This is a genomic window from Syntrophaceticus schinkii, assembly GCF_000946815.1.
Classification (GTDB): domain Bacteria; phylum Bacillota; class DSM-12270; order Thermacetogeniales; family Thermacetogeniaceae; genus Syntrophaceticus; species Syntrophaceticus schinkii.
This window is the reverse complement of sequence record NZ_CDRZ01000281.1, coordinates 1-20,123: the sequence shown is the minus strand read 5'-3', so window position 1 is coordinate 20,123 and position 20,123 is coordinate 1. Positions and strand designations below refer to the sequence as shown.

Sequence of the window (20,123 nt, the reverse complement as noted above, 5' to 3'; positions counted from 1 at the left end):
GCCAGGAACCGTCCCCACTGCCATTTCTGTACCTAAAGAAAAAAAGAACCGGCTAATACAAATGAGCCGGTTTTTTCTTTTTCACCCGGTTTTGTTCATTTCCGGTTCATTCAATATTTTTTCTCTATTTTGTCAAGAGGAAAGATGGGGAGTACTGTGCGCTTATAAGTCGAGTTGATAACTCCTGCTGCTGATGCATACCAGGCGACTGCAGCTGTAACAATACCCATTATGCCGCCCGGCACAGAGGAGATAATGCCGAACTCGGCCAGAACCAGTAGAATAAAGGTTATTTCTAAGGTTGTAAACACGCCACACACAGCGCCGTTGGTCCTGAATGAAGCGATCCACATGTAGGTATTAAATATCGTAAATCCGAGCAGGAAGATGCCGAGTGCTGTACCCGCATAGCCCCCCCAGTCGATTACACCGGTAGACTCAAAAACTGAAAGTGTTGCCAGAGAAAGCCAGAAGGCTCCATAGGTTGAAAAAGCTGTGGCCCCAAAGACATTGTTTTTCTTATACTCCTGCATTCCAGCCAGCAGTTGGGCAAGGCCGCCGTAGAAGAAGGCAAGGCCGAGAAAGGCCGGCTTGGCAGCGAGTGGTATCAGCTGGGCGTTGCCAATGCTGAGAACAAAGGTGGTTAAGGCAAAACCCCCCAATCCTAGTGGCGAAGGATCTGCTGTGGCCTTAACCTGACTTACTTCAATATCATTATTTCTGGACAACAGTTAAGCACCTCCTTGTTTCCTGTTAAGCAAAAATCCATATTATGCCTAAAAATGCATGTCTCACCCCCTTTAATGGATTTTAGATATGAAACCCATCTAATAAGCTTTAGTATACAGGTGGCCAATTTTTTACTATGGTTGGTGATTATCGGTTATGAATGCTGAATAGGGTAATATTATGAGGTGAAATCTATTTGGTTAGATACAAGATGAGGGAATTATAAAGATTTTATCTTACGTCAATTATATTGGGTATCATAGCCCAGTACAACTTCAATAAAACTACCTATAGAGTGATATATTGGCGGTTTTCTTAGTTTTTGCGTATTTACAGCGATTAATCACAATCCAGGTAAGAGATGAGAGAAGTTTGCTGATAATGTTTCCCGGGATAAAGGAACCGATGGCAACTATTGCAAATACTCTGTAAGATGCCGTTTTATGATATAATCTATAAGAATTTCCTTTCAGACAAGAGGTCTATCAGCGATGCCCGGGGGAAGTACGGGGGTGTCTTTTGCCATAGAAAAGATAAATGAATGGAGATGAACGTCATTGGAAAAGACGCAACCCATTGGAGTCTTTGATTCCGGTGTGGGCGGCTTAACAGTGGTTAAAAGTTTATGGGAGCACTTCCCACAGGAGCAAATTATTTACTTTGGAGATACAGCTCATTTGCCATATGGGCCCCGCAGCCCTGAGGAAATCATTCGTTTTGGATTAGAAATTGTAGATTTTTTACTTGGTCACACGGTCAAAGCGGTTATCGCTGCTTGCAATACCAGTTCATCTGTGTCAATTTCCTGTTTGCAGGAAAAATCCCCGGTTCCTGTTTTTGGGATGATTGAGCCTGGGGTACAGGCTGCCCTGAGGAAAACCAGGAATAAAAGGATCGGTGTTCTTGCTACCAAAGCCACAGTTAAAAGCGGTGCTTACGAACGCACTTTTCGATTAAGCGATCCAGATGTTCAGGTTTTTTCCCAGCCCTGTCCTCTTTTCGTTCCTCTTGTAGAGAATGGGAGCATCGACAGGCGGGAAACATACCAGATCGCCAGGTCATATCTCAAGCCTCTTCAAGAGGCAGGTGTGGATACCCTGGTTTTCGGTTGTACCCATTACCCATTTCTTGCCCCGGTAATCAGGCATATTATGGGAGAAACAATTCACTTGGTGGATCCTGCCACAGAGGTTGTTATGAAATTGACGGATATCTTGAAACCTGATGGACACGCCGGTAAAAGACCGCAGTCTCTCTTTTTTGCCAGTGGTCCGGTCACCTCTTTTTATACAGCAGGCAGGGAGTTTCTTGGCTCTTTTCCCTTCACAGTGGAGCAGGTTTCCCTAAATAGTCAAGGCACAGCTATAGATAAGCGAGAATCTACAAATAGAGGGACCATTTCAACCTGACGCGTGACGCTGTGACGGTTCTTTTGTTACTGCTATTGGAAAGGACGGTGCCAGGTACCATCAGGCTCAAGAAGCAAAATAATCTTTTCCAGACCTCCGACATCTATTATTGCCAGGCTTTGCTTTATTGCTTTAAGGGAAGCATAACTGTTGACATCATGACCTAATATAATATGGGATAAAAAGGTATCGGGAGATGATATTATTGCGCCCAGATGGTAGAAGACCGGATGAACTCCGGCCGGTAAAGATATGTCATGATTTTTTAAAATATGCCGAGGGTTCTGTCCTGATTGAAGTTGGAGACACAAAGCTGATCTGCTCTGCGAGCATTGAGGACAAGATACCCCCTTTCTTAAAGGGGACGGGAAAGGGTTGGGTGACAGCTGAGTACAGCATGCTCCCCCGTTCCACCGAACATCGTACTATTAGAGATAGCGCAAGGGGCAGGGTAAGTGGAAGGTCCTCTGAAATTCAGCGTCTTATTGGGAGATCCTTGAGATCCATCGTAGATCTGGGGAGAATGGGGGAGCACACTATTTGGATTGACTGTGATGTGATCCAGGCTGACGGCGGTACCAGGACAGCGGCTATTACCGGCTCCTACATCGCTTTAGTGGATGCACTGCGCAAACTGAAAGAACAGGAAAAATGGGACAGTTTGCCTGTGAGCGACTATATGGCAGCTGTGAGTGTGGGCAAGGTCAGGGAACAGGTGCTGCTTGACCTTTGTTTTATCGAAGATTCTATGGCAGAGGTGGATATGAATGTGGTGATGACGGGAGATGGCCGTTTTGTGGAGGTACAGGGGACTGCCGAAGGGATGCCCTTTACCCGGGATGAACTACACAGTTTTATTGATCTGGCAGCTGATGGTATACAGCAGTTGATCACTTACCAAAAGGAAATATTGGGTGACCTCGATGAATAAAATTTTGATTGCCAGCAGGAACTCGGGAAAGATCGATGAATACCGGGAACTGCTGCAGGGGTTACCAGTGGTAATTGTTTCCCTGTTAGATTTCAGTGATCTCCCGGAAATCAAGGAGACAGGCACAACATTTCGAGAAAACGCCTTGATCAAGGCGCGGGTGGCTGCTGCTGCCATCGGGCAAATGGCTCTGGCTGATGATTCGGGGTTGGAGGTTGATTACCTTCAGGGAGCGCCGGGAGTCTTTTCCTCACGCTATGCGGGACCTGGGCAGAATGACAAAGCAAACAAACAAAAAACATGAACTGCAAGCTCTCAAGGGAGTTCCTTCATACCGGCGAGGGGCGGCGCTTTCTGCTGTGTGATTGCCTTAGTCACCCCACAGGGAAGGGAGTACCTGAGCGAGGGTATCTGCGAGGGGACGATCACTACCCAACCTTGTGGCACAAAGGGTTTCGGTTATGATCCCCTCTTTCTGATTCCGTCGCTGGGTAAGACCTTTGCAGAGCTGGGTTCTGATGTAAAGAACAGAATAAGTCACCGTTCTATGGCAATGCGGGCCATGCGGGATGTGCTAATCCACCTACTGGAGGAGGGCATAGAGGAAGATTGCGGGTCGGTGTCTTAGGTGATACCCATGGCAAAATAAAAAAAAGCGAAAAAAGCATGTTGAACAGATGGGAGATATCAAACTGCTGATTCACACCGGTGATTATTATGAAGATGCCCTTATCCTGAGTAAGGTGAGCGGGATTAAAGTGAAAGCAGTTACCGGCAATTGCGATAGTTATGCTCCCGGGCCCGTGGAAGAACTGCTTAAGATCGGTGATTTTCGCCTTTATCTCACCCACGGGCACCTTTTCGGGGTAAAGAGCAGCCTGGCAAGGCTTTATCAGCGAGCTGAGGAGCTTGGTGCCCATATAGTGATCTATGGTCATACCCACATGCCCTATCAAGAGAAAAGGAACGGCATCCTCTTCCTCAACCCCGGAAGTATTACCTGGCCAAGACTTCCCGGACAGCACAGCTTTGCTGTGTTGGAATTTCACAAGTCAGGGTCAAGCTATACAGTTGAAACCTGTGAACTGTAAAGGGGTAATGCTTGCTTTATTGCTTTATTTTAGAATAAGTAAGACCAAGTGAGGCAGTTAAATAATAAAACCTCATTTATTTTTTTTTAACTGGGGTAAAGTTAACCGGCACTTTACTCTTATTAACACCACATAAAAAAATCGGATAGCTGAATATTGAGATTTATTTTATATAGGGGTTGCATTTCGATAGAAAAAAGATTATACTGATGATCATCAGGTGGTCAGACCACTAATTATAAGCTGATAAACCACAATCTCGTTTGACAAATACGATAAAAGATACAAACGATAAGGAATGTAACCTGTGGCCTATCAAGTTGTCAAATAAATAATTTATAATAAATGACTTTGATTAACTTGTGAGGAGGGTTTATTTCGGAACATAGCATCAAGACACCTATAAAGAAAACCCCAATTTTTAATTGCGCTTCTCTACACTCTTATTCCCATCAAGATACAATACACGTTTTATGGCAAAAATATATTTTTTTAACGTTAGTGGTCTGACAACCATATCATCAGGCAGCAATGGAGGCGGACATATGAATACATTTCGAAGTGTTGGAGCTGAATTAATAGAAATCACCAATGAAAAAAAAGTTTACAGAAGCGTTATTGAATCTGATTGCTGTGGAAGATGCCCAGGAGATCACTGTCGGTTCTATTGATATATACAGGAAATTAAAAAATAAAGTTCCTATAAGAATACTTTCTTCAAATGATGATATAACGCAAATAAAAGTTGGACTGGGAAAAGCTGCTTTTGGAATATTAGAAACAGGTTCTATAGTAGAGAATGAGATTGAATATTTTACAAGGGTTGTATCTATGCTTTCAGATACGTATATTGTTCTTCTTAACCGTAAAGATCTTCTCTTCAGCTTAGAAGATGCAGTTTCTATGCTATCTCGTGATATCTCAACTTATATTTCTTTTGTTACAGGTCCAAGCCGTACAGCCGATATAGAGAGGGTACTTACAATAGGTGTTCATGGACCAAAAAAAATGTATATTCTCTTGACTGAGGAGGAGTTTTTAAATCGTGGACAGTCGTAAAATAAAAGAGTCCCTTGCAAACAATACCTTAAAAAAAAGCACTCGGTACCTTTGGAGACAGTTATGTTAAAGAGCGTAAAGAAATTTATAGGGATGTAGATTTTGAAAAACTAAAGAAGCGATATACAAAGAGCGAAAGATCAAGTAGTTGAGAATCTAGATTACTATATTTTTCAATTTATCGAAAACGCGGAAAAAAGTGGATCTAAGGTATTCGTGGCAGAATCACAAGATGAAGTATTTAATTATCTAAAGGAATTGATAACGGAGAATGGAGTTCATAGAATTGTCAAATCTAAATCAATGGCTACTGAAGAATTACATCTCAACGATGTTTTAGAGCAATTTGGTGTAGATGAAGTTGTTGAGACAGATCTAGGCGAGTGGATTCTTCAGATCAAGAAAGATAAACCATCTCACATGGTTTTGCCATCTATTCACCTTACGAGAAGCGATGTTGCCGATGTCCTTAACCAGCAGCTGCCCTATACAGTAAAAGATGATGTAAACGATATTGTATCCGTAGCAAGAAAAGAATTGAGGAAGAAATTTATAGATGCCGAGATGGGAATAAATGGTGCGAATGTTTTGATCGCTGAGTCGGGGAGTTATGTATTATTTACTAATGAGGGAAACGGAAGATTGACCGCCAATCTGCCGCCAATACAGGTTGTAATTGCTGGTATAGAGAAGCTGGTACCAAAATTTACAGATCTCTTGCCTATTATTACTGCTCTCCCAAAAAGTGCTACTGCACAAAAAAATGATAAGTTATGTAACAGTTGTGTCAGGACCACTACCATTACAGAACAGTACAAAGGATTTACACTATATACTACTGGCTGGGGAAAGAAGAAAAATATTGGAAGATCAGCGTTTCAAGAGCGTGTTTTACTGTTTAAGGTGTGCTTCATGTCTCAACGTTTGCCCAGTATTTCAACAGGTTGGCGGTCATGTTTACGGGGGGCATACCTATACTGGTCCCATCGGTACGATACTTACATATCTCTTATCTGGGTTGGATGAGGCTAAGGATATACATAATTTTTGTGCTAGCTGTCTTAGATGTAAAGAAGTGTGTCCTGCTGGTATCAATATCCCAGATCTTATTCTGTCAATCAGGGAAGAGGTTGTGGAAAAAAACAAATCAGCAGTACTAGACTTACTGGTTGATGGGTTTTTGAAGAAAGATACAAGATTTAATTCTCTTATGAAATTGGGTGCTTATGCCGGGAAAGTTGTGTCTCCGGGAGGTAATTTTCCACTATTTCTTACACGAAAGTTTGCGGGACAAAAATATATACCTGCTATTTCAACAAAATCGCTTAGTGATAGATATATACAATCTTCTATAAAAAAAATATCGAATAAAAGAGTTTTGTTTTTCCCAGGGTGCTTAGTAGAGTACATTTTCCCTGAAATTGGGGAAAAAATTATTAAGTTTTTGGAAAAATGCAGCTATCAGCCGATTCTGTTAGATAAATACGGGTGTTGTGGAGGGCCTGCCCATCATACAGGTAAGAAAAATGCGTTTATTGAGATAGCTCGTTCTAACTTTAGCAAAATTAAGGCCATCGATCCGGATTTTATTGTGTCACCATGTCCTACGTGTACCGAGGTAATCAAGAAGCGATATGGTGAGGTTCTGCCGGAGGCAAAGGACTATCTTTACAAACGCACATTTGATTATTGCCAATTTATTTTCGAAACAGGATTTCAAAATATTGAAACAAGATTTGATTGTATTGCAACCTATCACGATCCTTGCCACTTGCGTCGGGGGTTAGGAATTACGGATGAACCTCGCCAGATAATAAAAAAACTTGGTTTTCAATTGGTGGAGATGGACGAGTACGATGCTTGCTGTGGGATGGCTGGGGCATTTAGCTTGAAGCTACCGAAAATATCGGAAGAGATCATGAAAAAGAAACTATCCAAAGCGGAAAAGACCTGTGCAAAAAATTTGATTACCGCTTGTCCTGGTTGCCTGCTTCAGCTTAGAGGAGGGGCTAAGGCGCTTGGCAAGGATATTGATGTTAAACATTTGGCTGAGTTGGTGGAGTAACAGGAGCAGTATACATTGAAAAAATATTTATGTCCATCTGAGTGTTGTTTTTAGTAGGGGGTGGGAAATACCTTTATGGTGGGGTTACTTTTTTGAGGAAAGGAAAGAGGTGGGTGTGCAAAAAGGGGGAGAAAAAATTAAAAGTATTGGAACAAAAATCACAAAATTTAAAGGAGGCAAAATCTGATGACACAACAAAAAATCAAGCAGGGATAAGGCCATTGTTACAGACTTTGGTGCAAATATGGAACCGGTATTAAGGATTAATGCAGGTGAGACCTTTCTTGTTGAGACCCAGGATAATTTCTTTGGGAAAATTGCTGATGAAGGCCTTCCAGCTACTCCTGAAGCATTACCTTTTCTCAATGACATGCCAATTAGGGTAAATCCAGTAGCGGGTCCTATCTATGTAGAGGGCATTGAAGCCGGAGATCTCTTAGTAGTAGAAATTGAAGACATTATTCCCTCCGAAAGAGGTTGGACTGGTTTTATGCCAGGATTGGGAAACCTTGCTGGGAATGTTGAATTTCCCGATTTACAGGGGCCTTATACAGTAATTACATATCATAAACCAGGACCTAGCGGAACTACATCTGATGGAACGGGTACTTTTAACGTAGTACGTGAGGTAACATATCCTTTAAAGCCGTTTATAGGGACAATCATGACAGCACCTAAAAGAGGAGTTGATAACACTCTTACGACACAGGGTCCCTGGGGTGGAAACCTGGATTGTCAGGATGTTCGAAAAGGTAATAAAATAATGTTCAATACTTTTCATGACGGGGGTCTGCTGTTCATAGGTGATGTTCACGCTGCTCAGGGGGATAGTGAGTATACGGGTCTTGCTGATGAGACTGCAGCAGACGTCTTTGCAAGCTGCCAAATTATCAAGAACAAGGTGATCCCTGGTGTGATGAGGATAGAAACACCAACCAGTATTATTCAGGTGGATTCAGCAGCTAATCATGGTAATATGGAGAACGCTCTCAATGGGGCGTTTATTGGTTTACTAAAGTGGCTAGCTGAAGACTACGGAATGGATCGAAAAGAAGCTTACTTACATTTCACTGCCAACCCTGAAGTGATAATTCACACATATCAGGCTTGTTTACCGTCATTCTATGTGGTTGGCGTAGAATTCCCGAAGAAGTATCTGTAGTTTTTTACTGGGTTGCCGGCTTTCAGGGCGATCTGAAAGGATCGCCCTAAGTATAGCTTCTATAAAGAAAGGAGAGTTGTTGATGACTGCTAGGGAAAATATCAGTTCTTATAGATGGGCAGTATTAGGTATAAATGGTATACTTTTGGCTGCTGTATATATGTCCCTTTCATCCTGGGCAGTGGCCGTACCTGAACTGAAAGAATACTTTAACCTTTCCAGCACATATATTATGCTAGGTTCTGCTTTCCTAATTGCTGGATATTCAATTGGCAGTTATGTTGAGGGCCATCTTCTGGCCAAGTATGGATGGAGAAAAGTATTAGGGATTGTTATGTTAGCATTTTTACTTGCTTCTGTGGCTATTCCCTACGCTCCAAATTATCCAGTAGTTCTTTTGCTGAGATTTATCCAAGGCTGGGGTCTTGTAGTTGTCATTACATCTAATGTTGTTAGCTCCTGGTTCCCGGTCAGACAGCGAGGAATTGCTAACGGTATCCTGTTGGGTATGGTTCCCGGTGGAGTGGCGATTGGCGGCGTTGTCAGCGGCAACCTTTTACCCTCGTTTGGCTGGCAAAATACTTTTCTTATCCTGGCTGCTATAGTGGCTGTATGTGTTATTTTAAATTACTTAATTAGCAAAGATGCTCCGCTTGAAATATCAGAACAGAAACCAGTGGAACAGGAAACAGAAGTGGTAGTTAATGATATTTCACCTAAGAAACCAAACATTTACCGTACTGCAGCAGTGTGGCTCATGGGCCTGGCTATGTTCTGCAACTTCTTCCAAGTTTACGGAATGTATTCATTCCTTGGTGATTATCTGTACACTTTGGGTTTTGCTCCGGTTGCCGTTGGAACCCTCATACTTCTAAACGGTTTAATCGGTGTAGTGTCAACACCGGTAGGTGGGATTGTCTCGGATCGCATTGTTTCTTCTAGCGGAAATGCCTTAAAAGCACGAGCATACAGTATGGTTTTTGTTGGCTTCCTTGTGGCAGCAATTGGTAGTTGGTTGGTACCTTTTCTGGCTCCGCTGGGATTTGGTTTAGCCAGTTTAGCAATGATTATCATGGGCTGGGGGATACCGGCAACTAACGGGCCGCTAGCTTCTCTTCCTGTTGATCTTTTTGGACCGAAGGTTGGTGGAGAAGCATTTGGTTTGGTTCTTCTGATTGCTGGTGCAGGAGGTATCATTGCACCTATTTTTGTAACGTGGATGGCTTCCACATTTGGTTGGTATGTGGGTTGGTTTATCACAGGTGCTGCTGCCGCAATTGGCGTTATTGCTGGATTGATTCTGCCTGCAGCTAAACCCGATTTATAATATAGTGATAATAACAAAACTTTTGTTTTAAAAGTTTAAGAAGGGCAATCAAGAGCCATTTTAGAATGTCTCTGGATTGCCCTTGAATTTGCATAGTAGGTTTGCTGGACGGCGGGTTGAAAGAAACCGATCTAATGCCCAAAACATCCTAATTTAAGCCAGCTAGGAGTCACGATCAATCAAAAAAATGAGGAGGGGATGGGATATCCTGGTTAGAAACGTGATAAAACAAAACTATCGATGGCTAGTATGGGGAATTATGTCCGTAGCCTATATTGTTGTTTTTTTTCATAGAATGGCGATAGGAATTGTAAAAGAAGATTTGATTCATGCCTTCGGTATATCAGCAACCACATTTGCCAACCTTGGTTCTATATATTTTTATGCATATATGATCATGCAGATTCCTACGGGTATTCTTGCTGATACACTGGGGGTGAGGAAAACCGTAACATATGGTACACTGCTGGCGGGAATAGGTTCTATCATTTTCGGACTTGCACCTGAAATACGGTTAGCTTTTTTAGGGAGGCTTTTAGTAGGGCTCGGAGTTTCTGTAATTTTTATTTGCATATTAAAATTTCTTTCTCAATGGTTTCAAACAAAAGAGTTTGCCACCATGACAGGACTCACTTCTTTTATGGGAAATTTGGGAGGTATTATGGCACAAACCCCCCTTGCATTAATGGTTGCTGCTTTCACTTGGAGAAAAATCTTTTTTAGCATTGGGCTTATAACTATAATCGTAGCAATCTTCTGTTACCTCATTCTTTGTGATCAACCTGAAAATAAAAACAATAATACAATACGAACAAATACAGAACAGAATGTTAAATCGGAAAACATGGCTTCTCTTGGGATATACTTTAAGCAAGCACTAAAAAATTGGCAAACTTGGCCGCCTGTTATAATTATTATGGGTATTTATGGTTCTTTCATCTGCTTTACAGGTACTTGGGGTATTTCATATTTAATGGATGTCTATGGTTTTCCAAAAGAGGAGGCAGCAAATTTTACCCTTGTTTCAATAATAGGATTTATGTTGGGAAGCATTGTTATAAATACACTTTCAGATCAGATTCGCAGTAGAAAAAAAACCGATGTTGATTTTTGGTTTTCTTTATATGGTAACCTGGGGAATACTCGTTTTTTATAATGGAGGAGAACCTCCACAAAGCATCCTTTATCCTCTTCTTTTTATTATGGGCTTCTGCGGTTCAACATATTATCTTACGTTTGCTGTGGTTAAGGAAGTAAACAATCCTCAAATTGCTGGCATTACAACTGCCATCGTAAATACTGGTGGATTTCTGGGAGCAGCTATTTTACCAGCACTGATGGGAAATTATTTTGACCGCGTAAACAGTACTCCGATGCTTGTTAATGTATACCATAATGCTTTATTGTATCCCTTTATTGCAATCCTGATTAGTACAATTTTTATATTATTTGTAAAGGAAACAGCAGGTAGAAATATATGGAAAGCATAATACAAAAATCATCATTAAGAAATACGGCTTATTAGCCTCCAATAATAGTATTTAGAAATAAATCACAATTCAAACTAAAATTTATCCTTCCCTTTGAAATTATTGTTTTTGTGTTTTATTTGATCTTAATAGCCAGTTAACGGCATCAAGACATACGAAGTAGTTGTTGCGTGATATGGAAAAATGAATTATTATATTAGATGTCTGATCTCCTGATCTTTAGTTGTGTAGATTACTGTCAAATAACAAGGGGATATGATCATGAAATTTAAGCCTATCAAGACAAAAAAAAATCCATGAAGAAATCATAGAGCAGATACAAGAAATGATCAGCGATGGCACGCTAAAAGCTGGTGACAAACTCCTTCCTGAAAGGGACCTTGCGGAGATGTTGGGGGTAAGTCGTGCTTCTATAAGAGAAGCTATAAGTGCTCTGGCAGTGCTAGGTGTTTTAGAGGTTAGGAGAGGCGAGGGAACCTTTATCAATGGCAAGTTTACTCGTGATTCTTTTAATCCACTAAGCATTTTAATGCTGCTGGATAAAACCTTAGAAGTTCTTGAAATACGTAAAATTCTTGAAAGTGAAGGCGCTGCACTTGCAGCAGAGCGAGCATCAGAAGATGATATACAAAAAATAGGTAAGGCTGTCGATGATATGGAAGAGGACGTGAAAAAGGGTGGACTTGGAGATGAAGGAGATTATGTATTTCACTATAATATAAATCAGGCGGCCCATAATTGCATTCTTTTGCAGATGATAGATGCGATCATGGAAACCGTAAAAATGAGTTTAAAAGTTAGCCGACAGAGTTTATATAAGCTTCCGAAAGCACCCGAGATTTTATTGGAGCAGCATAGGGCGATTTTTGATTCTATAGCAAAGAGGGATGCTCAAAAAGCTAAAGAAGAGATGAAAAAGCATCTCGAATATGTGGAGGAAAAAATACTTTATTTCGAGAATGAAGCAGAAAGAGGAGATAAGTAAAAGAAAATACATTTTTAGCTTGAGCGAATATGGGTGCGTGGTTAATTAAGATCAAAAAAATGGTAATAGTAATAATTGATACGCGGAGCAAAGACTCTCCGCTTTTTCATATTGAAAGAACCCCAAATAAATGTTATACTGAATCTTGCTTAAACAGCGGGGTGTGGCGTAGTTTGGTAGCGCGCTTGGTTTGGGACCAAGAGGTCGGGAGTTCAAATCTCCCCACCCCGACCACTCTATAAAAGAGCAATAAAAGTTTTTAAACTTGTGGAGATTTTCTCAGTATGTTAAAATAACATCGCACAAAACTTGCGGGTGTAGCTCAGCGGTAGAGCCCTGGCCTTCCAAGCCAGTCGGGTGGGTTCGATTCCCATCACCCGCTCCATTTTATTTTATGTCTTGATGTCCCAGTAGCTCAGCTGGATAGAGCAACGGACTTCTAATCCGTAGGCCGGGGGTTCGAATCCCTCCTGGGACGCCATAAGAATAGAGTAATGGCAAGGGTTTGTGAGTTTATGTGCCCTTGTCATTTTTATTTGTGTAGAAAGGTTTTTCTATGGGCAGACTGTTGTTACACTAGCTATGCTTAACAGTCAAAAACATTAATATCTTAAATTAGCAATGGAGGTTAAAATGTTAACATTTGATGAATTGGGATTAAGTCCCGGGTGCTGCAGGCAGTTAATGAAATGGGTTTTGAGGAAACAACACCCATCCAGCAGCAGGCCATTCCCATTGCCCTGCAGGGCAGGGATTTGATCGGACAGGCTCAGACGGGAACCGGTAAGACAGCGGCCTTCGGTATCCCAATGGTGGAGCGATTTGACGTTGATAAAGAATATATACAGGGAATCGTGGTTACCCCGACGCGGGAATTGGCCATCCAGGTGGCTGAGGAATTGTATAAAATCGGACAATCTAAAGGGATCACCGCTCTCCCGATATATGGCGGACAGAATATTGAGCGCCAGATCAAGGCCTTGCGGAAAAGACCGCATATTATAGTCGGGACACCCGGTCGTTTATTAGATCACATAAGGCGCAGGACAATTCGCCTGAAACAGATTGATATTGTCGTGCTTGATGAGGCTGACGAGATGCTTAACATGGGTTTTATCGAAGATATTGAGAAGATTTTACGGGAGACACCTGCCGAACGACAGACTCTGTTTTTTTCTGCGACGATACCCAGGTCACTAATGAAGATTGCCCAGCAGTTTATGAAAAAGCCGGAGATGATCGGCATTAAGTCCAAAGAATTGACTGTACCCAGTACCGAGCAGTATTACATGGAAGTACAAGACAACAAGAAGTTCAGTGTGCTCTGCCGCATGCTGGACATCCAGTCGCCGGAACTGGCGATTGTTTTCGTGCGCACCAAGCGGCGGGTTGATGAGATTGCCGAAGCCCTGAAAAAGCGGGGGTACTCCGCGGAAAGAATTCATGGCGACCTCACACAGTCGATGCGGGATACTGTGATGAAGCAATTCAGGGAAGGGATAATTGATACATTGGTGGCCACTGATGTGGCTGCCAGGGGGTTAGATATCAGCGGGGTGACGCATGTTTATAACTTTGACATCCCTCAAGATCCGGAAAGCTATGTGCACCGGATCGGCCGGACAGGGCGTCTCGGACAAACCGGACAGGCCCTCACCTTTGTAACACCACGGGAATTACATCACTTGAAGGTTATTGAATCTCTGACGAGAAGGAAAATACCGCGTAAAGCTGTTCCGACCAGCGCTCAAGCAATTGCAGGCCAGCAGCATTTGATTATGGAGCAGTTGGTACAGGTGGCAGAATCACCCGAAATCGAACAGTATCAGGGGTTTGCCAGGGAACTGTTAGAGGAAACCGATTCAGTTACCCTGTTGTCGGCAGCCTTGAGGATGCTTACCAGGGAACCTGAACCTGTATCGCTGAATCTAACAGATGATATGCCATATAAGAAGAAAAAGCACAAAAACAAAACACTTTAAAAGAAGAGCTAAGGGAGATGGCCGCTCCAAACGCTCTACCTCACGAAAGTAAGATAGGATGCAACATCAATGTAGTAATGGCAAAGGACTGCGACTTGCAGAAGCCTTTGCCATTTTTTTAGGGACGGAGCACCAAGTTATTTACCCGATAAGAAGAAATATAAATAATATGACAAAAAGTGAATTTCTTTAAAGGGTTTTATCAAAAATTGTTTAATAAGAGAAGATACAGCGTGGTTGCCATTGTTTGCAAAAGTGGGGGTGATCATCGTATGTTTATCAGTATAGACAGGGAAGGTACTGTGGAGGGGCTGCAGTACCTGTTAGAGCAGGCAGTTGATAATGAGGAGACATTGGGAATTCTCATTTTGGCTTGTGATGCTAATGGTTTTACCCCGGAACTGGTTGATGGTGTTTTAAAGCAATGTAAAAAACCAGTATTCGGAGGGGTATTTTCTCAGATTTTATTTAACAAAGAAAGGCTGGAGAAGGGAACTGCTGTTGCTGGCATCCGCCAACCTATAAGCACAGCGGTGATTAGAGACATCAGTGATATTTCTGTTGATCTGGAAGAAATGGCTGCTTTTGAATGGCAGGTACTTCAAAATAAAACCATGTTTGTCTTTGTGGACGGGCTTAGCCCGCATGTTTCCGCCTTAATGGAAAGCATGTTTGATTGCTGTGGGCTTTTCCCCAATTATATTGGCGGGGGTGCCGGCATACTGACTGCAAGAAAACCCTGTGTGTTTACCGGGGAAGGATTATTAAAAGAGGCGGCAGTTTTTGCTCTGACAGATATAAAAAGTGGGATAGGGGTTGCTCATGGCTGTAAGCCTGTGGCAGGTCCAATGAGAGTAACGGAAGCGGACCGCAATACGATAATTTCACTGAACTGGCGTCCGGCATTTGAAATATATAGGGAAAAGGTAGAAGAAGTATCTGGGATGTCCTTTGATAATACCGATTTCTTTCACCTGGCGAAAGGGTTTCCCTTTGGGATTGTAAAAATGGCAGAAGAAATGGTAGTTCGAGCTCCTGTTATGCTTGATGGCAACAGTATGATTTGTGGCGGAGAAGTTCCTCTGAATTCCTGTGTCTATATATTGAAAGGAGAGAAAGACTCTTTGATTGCCGGCGCAGCTAAAGCCCGACAACTAGCTGAAAGATCCTACCGGCAAGCAGTCAAAGGAAAATCGCTGATTACTTTTTTTATGGACTGTATTTACAGGGTCTTTCTTCTCCATCCTGATTTTAATGAAGAACAGGAGGCGGTGTATAAGGGATACCCGTTGCTGGGGGCGTTAACTATCGGGGAGATTGCCAATACAGGAAAAAACTATATTGAATATTATAATATGACTTCAGTGATCGGACTATTGGAGGATTAAAATATGGATTATATCATGTGGGGTTCTATTTTCCTCGAATTAGCTCTTTCTGTTAGCGGTGATCAGGAACTGGACAACCTTGTAAAAAAGGCCGCATCTACGTTTTTAAAAAAGCTGAACTGTACACATGTCAGTGTTTTACAACGCAATAATAATCGCCTGGAAGCTATCTATGTTCTTCCACGGGTAACCCTCAAAAATCCGGCTTATGATGATCTTGTTGGAGAATTTGAAAGAAAAATTCAGCAAGATAAGGACGAAAATGTGATAGTGATCGAGAAGGATGTGCATTACTATGGGTTTCCGCTGAGAAATTTCGGGCTGCTTCTCTTGGGAAGTAATGTTCCTTTTCAAGATTTGTTTTTAAAGGAGCTTCTACCTATTACCACTATGCTGGCACAAAACTGTTTTGCTAAATTCGATGCAGATATGAAACGTCGGGCAACAGAGGCGGAATTCAAAAAAGAACGTCATTTGCTGAGAGAAATTATTGACACCATCCCTGACCTAATTATTTACAAAGACCCAAAAGGGGTTTATAAGGTAGCAAATAAAGCCACGGAAAAGTACTTTTCTCTTTTACCAGAACAACTAATCGGGTGTACTGATTGGGATATTCTAAATAAGGTGGAAGCAAGTAAATACAGAGAAGATGATCAAAAGGTTATGGCGTCAGGCAGGGTTCAGCGCTATGATAGGCCGATTCAGCGTCATGATGGCTGTCTGGTTCCTTTTGAAACGATCAAGGTTCCGATTTATGGTATGGAAGGTAGATGTATAGGTACAGTCACCGTTTCCAGAGATATTTCAGAGCGTGTGGAAGCCGATAAGAAAATTTATACTGAAAAACAGTGGCGGGAAATTTTATTTAAGAACTCTACAAACGCGATAGTGCGTGTCGACTGTAATTATTGTATAGAGGAAATCAATTATAGTTTTACTAGACTTTTTGGGCATAAAATGAAAGAAATTAAAGGAAAAGATCTTAATAGCGTTCTTATGGGAGATACGTGCACAGCCGGAAGGTATTATAAACAAATTTTATTATCGGGAAAGGAAATTGCATTAGAAGGCACATATTATACTAAAGAAGGATTACCTGTTGAAGTTATAGTCAAAGGTTTTCCCATTATTATTGATGGTGAAATGCTTGGTGCTTATATGGTTTATATCGATATTACAGAGCGCAAACGTCATGAAGAACAGTTGAAATACTTGAGTTCGCATGATCAGCTCACCGGTTTTTACAATCGCTCTTTTTTGGAAGAAGAGATGAAGAGGTTGGACACGCCGAGGCAACTGCCTTTATCCATCATCATTGGCGACCTCAATAGCCTGAAGCTGATCAATGATGTGTTTGGGCACCAGAAGGGTGACACACTGCTGATCAAGGCCGCAGAAATTATTAGGGGGTCTTGTCGCCAGGAGGATCTTATCGCGCGGTGGGGTGGGGATGAATTTGTTATCCTGTTGCCTCAAACCAATATCAAAATTGCTGAGGACATCATCCTGCGGATTAAAGAAAAATGCGATTCTCAGAAGGATGAGCCTATACAGGTAAGCATCGCCCTTGGCTGTGCCGCAAAAAACAGTGCTGAAATCATCATCTGGAAGGTTTTGGAGGAAGCTGAGGGTCGGATGTACAGCAATAAGCTTTTGCACGCCAAAACCTACAGAGATACTATTCTATTATCCCTCAAGGCTGCTCTTATGGAAAAGAGTATGGAAACAGAAGAACATGCAGAACGGTTGAAAGAGATGTGCAGAAAAATCGGAGAGGGCATGGGGCTAAGCATTCAACAGCTGAACACACTGGAACTTCTAGCAGTTCTTCATGACATCGGGAAGGTGGCTATAGAGGAGGGCATATTGATGAATCCAGGTTCTTTAACAGAAGAAGAGTGGGGAAAAATGAGAAAACATTGTGAAATAGGCTACAGGATCGCCCAATCAGCTCCGGAATTGTCCCACATTGCTGAATACATCCTCTCCCATCATGAGCGCTGGGATGGCAAAGGCTATCCCCAGGGATTGAAAGGGGAAGAAATACCGCTGTTATCACGAATTTTGGCGGTTGCTGATGCCTTTGATGCTATGATCCATGACAGGCCATACCGGAAAGCAATGAGCAGGGAGAAAGCAATGGCTGAACTTAAAAGGAATGCAGGGACGCAGTTTGACCCGGATGTAGTAGGTGTTGCCACAAAATTAGATACCTTCAGGAATGTCAAGATATCATAGGGTGACCCTCTCCTCTAATTCCTGGATAGCTTCATCAAGTTCTCTGATCTCGTCGTCCTCATATTCTTCAGCCAGCAGCTCTTTCTTTAAGCCGGAAATCCTCTGCTCCAGTCGGCCAATGGCCGCCAAGAGCTGCTGCCGCTTATCGAATGCACCGGCAGCCAGGGGCTCAGTGACCCCCATGTATTCAGGTTGGGTGGCCTTAATCAGGTACTCCTCACTGAATTTCGGAATACTGGTGGCAATTCCTGTTTCTTTTGTTATCAATTCGGCAAGTGCCGCGGATTCCGTGGCTTCCCCGTGTACAATAAAGACGCGCCGCGGCTTCTGAGTAAATCCGTTGACCCAGTTAAGAAGTCCCGCCTGGTCAGCATGAGCGGAAAAGCCCTGGAGAGAATAGATTTTGGCAGCAACATTGATCAATTCACCCATGATCTTTACCTTTTTTGTCCCGTCCAAAATACGCCGTCCCAGGGTGCCTTCAGCCTGGAAACCGATAAAGATCACTGCAGATTCCGGTCGCCACAGGTTGTGCTTCAGGTGATGTTTGATCCTGCCGGCATCGCACATTCCGCTGGCGGAAATGATGATTGCCCCACCCCTGTAGTGGTTCAGTGCCCTGGACTCATCGGCACTTCGCACACACTTAAGTCCTGGGAAGTAGAAGGGGTCATCTCCCTTCCTTAAAAGCCAAAGTGTTTCCTGATTATAGCACTCCCTGCAGTCTCTGAATATTTTGGTGGCAGATACAGCCAGAGGACTGTCTATGAACACCGGGATACGGGGAAGCTCGCCGCTTTCCACCATTCCGTTAAGTGTATAGAGGATCTGCTGTGTTCTTCCCACTGCGAAAGCGGGGATGACTACATTTCCCCCTTTGGGGATAGTCTCCAGTATGATCTCCTTGATCTGTTCTGACTGGTCGTTGAGAGACTTATGGAGGCGGTTTCCGTAGGTTGACTCTATGAGAAGGTAATCGGCAGCGGTTACTTGAAAGGGGTCACGTACGATAGAGATGCCGGAGTTGCCCAGGTCACCGCTGAAAACAATTTTAATTTCCTGATCCCCCTCCTTGACCCAGGCCTCGATGATGGCAGAACCCAGGATATGCCCGGCATCAAGAAAGCGCACCCTTACCTGTTCATCAAGTTGAACATCCTCTCCGTAGGAGACCGGCTGAAAGCTCTGCAGGCAGCTGATGGCATCTGCTGCTGTGTAAAGGGGTGGGCGGGGCCTTTCACCGCGGCGTTCGGCTTTACGGTTCCTCCACTCCGCATCCAGTTCCTGGATATGGCCGCTGTCCGGAAGCATGACCTCACAAAGCTCTACAGTAGCTCTAGTTGCTAGCACTTTTCCCCGAAAACCGTTCTTATAAAAGCGCGGGATCAGCCCGGAGTGATCGATATGAGCGTGGGTGAGGAGGATGTAATCGATTGAATTGAGAGGTACCAAAGGAGTGCGATAGTTGAGTGTACGCAGTTCCTTCTTCCCCTGAAACATACCGCTGTCCACCAGCAGCCGCAGGTTATCTGTTTCTAATAGATAGCATGACCCGGTAACAGTGCCGGCTCCTCCTCTGAAGGTGAGCTTTGCCATGTTTTTGCCCCCATTCTTTGTCCTTTTTTAAATTATTCAGCACTTTATACGAAAATACCTTTTAGCAAGAGTAATATATTGAAATATGGTATTATGATGAAGATGAAGGTTGTGGATGGACAGGCTGCATTATCGTGAGAATAGGCGGGAAACTCGGGAACTTGTGCAATATTTATTCCAAAAGTGTCTGTAAAATGTTATGCTAAAAAAGCAGTTAGATAGGGAGGAATACATCAAAAAAGGTAATGCTTATCTTGACAGTGTTTATACCCTATCATTAGATGAAGATGAAAACAAGATGGTTGCTACCTGGATCGGCAGTTACGGTGATGATGGCGATGTATGGATAAATATAAAATAGGTTGAAGTTGACATTCTCCAGAAACTGGTTTACACTTTTTATGGTGCAAGAAAAACAAGGGGTGTTGTCCTATTCTAACAGCACTTATATGTATTGCGCTTTTTACATTAGCGCAGAGGCGTCTTAAATCCATGAATTTTAAAATAACAAAACAAGTGCTTTATTTTGTGCTTGCTGCTCTTTTTCTTATTTTATCTGTCTTCTGTATCGCGAAATCTGCAACTGGCAACCCAGCTAAAAGTGGATCGACGGGGATCGGGTTCCTCCCGATTCCATTTTATTTTCACTTGGATTGCTGGGATGACTG

Annotated in this window: 17 protein-coding genes, 3 tRNA genes and 3 pseudogenes; 21 read left to right on the top strand and 2 right to left on the bottom strand. The window is 42.7% G+C overall.

The annotated features are described in order from the left end of the window. Positions 1–110: 110 nt before the first annotated feature. The gene (locus tag SSCH_RS14495; protein ID WP_232294509.1) at positions 111–728 is read right to left on the bottom strand and encodes an acetate uptake transporter; all 618 of its coding nucleotides are present in this window, start codon (positions 726–728) and stop codon (positions 111–113) included. A 558-nt stretch (positions 729–1,286) separates the two neighbouring features. Here SSCH_RS14495 and murI point away from each other — a divergent pair. The 20 genes and pseudogenes from murI to SSCH_RS17000 all read left to right on the top strand — a co-directional run bounded on the left by murI (position 1,287) and on the right by SSCH_RS17000 (position 17,859). Continuing rightward, entirely contained in the window at positions 1,287–2,138 is an 852-nt protein-coding gene (murI, locus tag SSCH_RS14490; RefSeq protein ID WP_044666093.1) for a glutamate racemase, read from the top strand. Between the two features lie 196 nt (positions 2,139–2,334). Continuing rightward, positions 2,335–3,069, top strand: a complete 735-nt coding sequence (gene rph / locus SSCH_RS14485; protein WP_044666092.1) for a ribonuclease PH — start codon at positions 2,335–2,337, stop codon at positions 3,067–3,069. Next, positions 3,062–3,697: pseudogene (gene rdgB / locus SSCH_RS14480) on the top strand (RdgB/HAM1 family non-canonical purine NTP pyrophosphatase). The gene rph and the pseudogene rdgB overlap by 8 nt, the downstream one beginning before the upstream one ends. Before the next feature lie 28 nt (positions 3,698–3,725). Continuing rightward, positions 3,726–4,160 (top strand): annotated as a pseudogene (locus SSCH_RS14475) (metallophosphoesterase family protein); the annotation flags it as partial. A gap of 591 nt (positions 4,161–4,751) precedes the next feature. Further along, positions 4,752–5,219, top strand: coding sequence for an LUD domain-containing protein (locus tag SSCH_RS14470; RefSeq protein WP_052835705.1), 468 nt, complete (start codon positions 4,752–4,754; stop codon positions 5,217–5,219). Between the two features lie 123 nt (positions 5,220–5,342). Continuing rightward, positions 5,343–6,245: an LUD domain-containing protein gene (locus tag SSCH_RS20530; RefSeq protein WP_408645748.1), complete on the top strand. Its 903-nt coding sequence runs from the start codon at positions 5,343–5,345 to the stop codon at positions 6,243–6,245. Further along, positions 6,169–6,831, top strand: a pseudogene (locus tag SSCH_RS20525) (heterodisulfide reductase-related iron-sulfur binding cluster); the annotation flags it as partial. The gene SSCH_RS20530 and the pseudogene SSCH_RS20525, both read left to right, overlap by 77 nt. Beyond that, positions 6,811–7,284: a (Fe-S)-binding protein gene (locus tag SSCH_RS20520; protein ID WP_232294510.1), complete on the top strand. Its 474-nt coding sequence runs from the start codon at positions 6,811–6,813 to the stop codon at positions 7,282–7,284. The pseudogene SSCH_RS20525 and the gene SSCH_RS20520, both read left to right, overlap by 21 nt. Positions 7,285–7,328: 44 nt before the next feature. Then, positions 7,329–7,544 (top strand): hypothetical protein, encoded by a 216-nt coding sequence (locus SSCH_RS19625; protein ID WP_198142520.1) that lies wholly within the window; start codon positions 7,329–7,331, stop codon positions 7,542–7,544. After that, positions 7,529–8,446 (top strand): acetamidase/formamidase family protein, encoded by a 918-nt coding sequence (locus SSCH_RS14455; protein ID WP_044666090.1) that lies wholly within the window; start codon positions 7,529–7,531, stop codon positions 8,444–8,446. The genes SSCH_RS19625 and SSCH_RS14455 overlap by 16 nt, the downstream gene beginning before the upstream one ends. Positions 8,447–8,528: 82 nt before the next feature. After that, the gene (locus SSCH_RS14450; RefSeq protein ID WP_044666089.1) at positions 8,529–9,773 is read left to right on the top strand and encodes an MFS transporter; all 1,245 of its coding nucleotides are present in this window, start codon (positions 8,529–8,531) and stop codon (positions 9,771–9,773) included. A gap of 259 nt (positions 9,774–10,032) precedes the next feature. After that, positions 10,033–10,929: an MFS transporter gene (locus tag SSCH_RS14445; RefSeq protein WP_232294508.1), complete on the top strand. Its 897-nt coding sequence runs from the start codon at positions 10,033–10,035 to the stop codon at positions 10,927–10,929. Then, positions 10,898–11,263, top strand: coding sequence for an MFS transporter (locus tag SSCH_RS19620; protein WP_198142518.1), 366 nt, complete (start codon positions 10,898–10,900; stop codon positions 11,261–11,263). The genes SSCH_RS14445 and SSCH_RS19620 overlap by 32 nt, the downstream gene beginning before the upstream one ends. Positions 11,264–11,588: 325 nt before the next feature. Continuing rightward, on the top strand, positions 11,589–12,248 hold the full coding sequence (locus SSCH_RS14440) for a FadR/GntR family transcriptional regulator (RefSeq protein WP_084711219.1): 660 nt from the start codon (positions 11,589–11,591) through the stop codon (positions 12,246–12,248). Positions 12,249–12,405: 157 nt separating this feature from the next. Continuing rightward, positions 12,406–12,482 (top strand) — tRNA-Pro (locus tag SSCH_RS14435). 77 nt (positions 12,483–12,559) lie between these two features. Continuing rightward, positions 12,560–12,633 (top strand) — tRNA-Gly (locus SSCH_RS14430). A gap of 19 nt (positions 12,634–12,652) precedes the next feature. Next, positions 12,653–12,729 (top strand) — tRNA-Arg (locus tag SSCH_RS14425). A 187-nt stretch (positions 12,730–12,916) separates the two neighbouring features. Then, positions 12,917–14,230, top strand: coding sequence for a degradosome RNA helicase CshA (locus tag SSCH_RS14420; RefSeq protein WP_052835702.1), 1,314 nt, complete (start codon positions 12,917–12,919; stop codon positions 14,228–14,230). 272 nt (positions 14,231–14,502) lie between these two features. Beyond that, entirely contained in the window at positions 14,503–15,618 is a 1,116-nt protein-coding gene (locus SSCH_RS14415) for an FIST signal transduction protein (RefSeq protein WP_052835701.1), read from the top strand. A gap of 3 nt (positions 15,619–15,621) precedes the next feature. Beyond that, complete coding sequence (locus SSCH_RS17000) at positions 15,622–17,859, top strand: HD domain-containing phosphohydrolase (RefSeq protein WP_052835700.1); 2,238 nt, start codon at positions 15,622–15,624, stop codon at positions 17,857–17,859. Here SSCH_RS17000 and SSCH_RS14405 read toward each other — a convergent pair. Continuing rightward, a complete protein-coding gene (locus SSCH_RS14405; protein ID WP_044666088.1) occupies positions 17,854–19,455 on the bottom strand; it encodes an MBL fold metallo-hydrolase RNA specificity domain-containing protein in 1,602 nt (533 codons plus the stop codon). The two genes, SSCH_RS17000 and SSCH_RS14405, sit on opposite strands and share 6 nt — an antisense overlap. Positions 19,456–19,654: 199 nt before the next feature. On the opposite strand from SSCH_RS14405, the gene SSCH_RS18485 reads away from it, so the two are divergent. Next, positions 19,655–19,816, top strand: a complete 162-nt coding sequence (locus tag SSCH_RS18485) for a hypothetical protein (RefSeq protein WP_156972328.1) — start codon at positions 19,655–19,657, stop codon at positions 19,814–19,816. Positions 19,817–20,123: the final 307 nt, after the last annotated feature.